Source organism: Azospirillum sp. B4, from assembly GCF_000333275.1.
Lineage (GTDB): Bacteria > Pseudomonadota > Alphaproteobacteria > Azospirillales > Azospirillaceae > Nitrospirillum.
In genome coordinates, this window is the sequence record NZ_BACU01000714.1 from 1 (window position 1) to 2,533 (window position 2,533).

At 68.9% G+C, this 2,533-nt stretch carries 2 protein-coding genes; both read left to right on the top strand.

The genetic code is table 11. From position 1 onward, the window contains the following. A partial coding sequence (locus I55_RS32075) for a hypothetical protein (RefSeq protein ID WP_211100327.1) occupies positions 1-1,634 on the top strand: 1,634 nt, incomplete at its 5' end. Then, on the top strand, positions 1,619-2,533 hold a 915-nt coding region (locus I55_RS32080), incomplete at its 3' end, for a hypothetical protein (protein ID WP_044564795.1). The genes I55_RS32075 and I55_RS32080, both read left to right, overlap by 16 nt.

The window sequence follows — 2,533 nt, forward strand, 5'->3', positions numbered from 1 at the left end:
CAGCTTCGACCCACCCGTTCCGACCGTGGGAAACCGAATACTATGAGGGCATGCGGACCCTGCTGCCATTTCTCACCAAAAATGAGCGCAAGCTCATGGAGCGGCTGGCACCGGAGTTGGACCGCGCCATTCGCGAGGTGAGCGCTGAATCCCTGGAGAAGGAGCTGAAGCAGGGCAGGAAGGAGCTGCGATCCCTGACACCCGACGATGCCCGTTTCGCCCGGCTCACCGAGCGCAACCGGCAGGTCCAGGCGCAGATCGACGGCTTGCGCAAGCAGTCCGGCATCTCCCAGCTTGGCGCCGACGAACGGCTGGCGGAGAATTTCGCCCGCCTGGCGGCCGCCATCCGCCGGGGCGACGGCGCCCCGATCCTGCGCCGTTTCCGGTCGCTGGCCGAGCGGTCGCTGACGCACCAGCCCTTCACGAAGGAGGAATGGACGGGCGATCAATCCTGGTTCGCCGGCGCCAAGAGGGCCATGCGGCACGTTTTGCGCCCCTGGGACAAGCTGGCCTTCGTGCAGGCCAAGCAGGGGTGGAAGACATTCGAGGGTGTCGTCGGCGAGGCGATGAACGGCCGCCTGGCCGCCAGGTACTACGAGCAGGGCCGGGTCTTCGATACGGCTGATGGCTTTGACCGCTACCGCGCTGCCGAGATATTCTGCAAGGCGGGCATGTCGGACGAGGCGGCGGCGCAGCAGCGCCTCGCCCTCAGGTACAGGTCGAAGCCGGCCACGGGGGCCGAGATCGTCAACAAGCTGGTCTCCGGTGGCAAGGACTACGCCGAGGTGCGCGGCCTCCTCCGTGAGATGGGGTATGCCGTCCTCAAGGATGGGGGCAGGACGGGCTACACGGACGATGTGACCCGAGCCGCGGAGGCCGCCATCGCGGCGCAATCCGACCTGACACGGCGGCGCATGTCGGGGCCGAGTGCCCTCTACCGGCTGGGGCAGCCCGGCATCGGACAGGGGGCGGTTGGAGTGCATGCGCCCGGCGTGGTGCCCGATGCGGCCGCGCCCAGCCTGGCCATCCACTACACCCGGCAGAGCGAGTTCATGGCCATGGCCCGGCGGCCGGACATGCCCGAGGATCAACAGCTGGTCCGGATGGAGAAAACCGTGGGCACCGGTCTGCAGGCCGGTCAGACCAACACCAACTACATTCTGCGGGACGCCACCGGCAAGGTGCTGTTCCAGGTTGGACAGAACCTGCATGGCGGCGACGAACGCAAGGCTTTGGCCATCCTGCATAAGTCCATGGTCAACCAGGCCGTGACTTCGGGTGAGCATGTACCGGCGGCGGTGCTGAAGGACTATCCGGACCTTGGGCGCAAAGCGGTCCAGCTGGTCATCGAGGACACCGCCGCCGTCGCCGCCAAACGGGCACGGGAATCCATCGAACCCGGCCGGGTGGCGGCCCGTAAGGGCGACCCCGTCTTCTCCGGCCGGGCGTTCTCGCTGGCCGGAGACTCAAGACCCGCCAACGGAAGGGAGCCCCTTCCCGCGGTAGGGGTTTCCCAGATCGAGACGGTGCTGGCCCTCGCCGATGCGGCCGCGACGGCCACCCTGAGCCGGGGTCGCGTCGAGATCGCGCTCCGTTCCGAGCCGGGTCAGGAACGGAAATGCTCAACGACCTGAAAAGGCGGGTTCCTGATCTGCTTGCCACCGGTCGCGATGTCAAGGCGCAGGACGGCTTCGTGCGGATCCGGGTGTCGGATCGCACCCTTGCGGATCAACTCGCCGAGGCGGGGCGCAAGGCCGGCGCCATCCAGATCGAGACCAACGGCATCTCCGGCGACCCGGCGGGCTGGATGGCCGTGCAGGCGGCGGCCCCCCACCTGAAGGCGTTGCCCAATCATGTGGATCAGGCGCAATCGCGGACCCCGCCGCTCTCCCCCGTCTCCAAGTACCTCGCCGAGCAGATGGGCCATGTCGTGGCCATGGCGGCGGAACGAGCCGTTTCGCGTTCCGATATCGAGGCGGTCTCGGCGGTCAGCCAGGCCCTGAAGGCTGTGGTCGACCAGTCCCAGGCGGGCGAGGTCGGGCGCAGTTTGCGCGGCGTCTCCGACGACTGGCTGGTCGGTGGCAGGGCGATGGTCCATCCGATGCCCGATGGGGGGGCCTACGCCCTTGTCCGCTCGGAAGCGCCTGACACCTTATGGGCGTCGGCGCGGGTCGACGCCCAGGGCCGCCCGATGGAGGCCGGTGAGCAGACCAACGTGGCGGGCCTCAGCCTGGCCGAGGCGGCGAGCATGATCGAGGCGGTCGTCGCCGCCGAGCGGCAGGCGTCGCTGCAGGCCGAAGGCCGGGATGGCGCTCCGGTGCCTGCCGTCAAGCCGGCGGACCCGCCCTTGCGGGGGCTGGAGGACCTCCCCATCCTCACACCGGAGGGAGACCGCCTGCATCTCGCCACCGAGGTGGCCGTCGAGCGCTTCAACACCCGCTACCCCGGCCTGGGCCGGGACCTTGGGGGTATGAGCGAAGCGGTGGACGTCGATATGGCCCTGGTCGCGGTCTCCGTGCCGGACTGGCCTCCG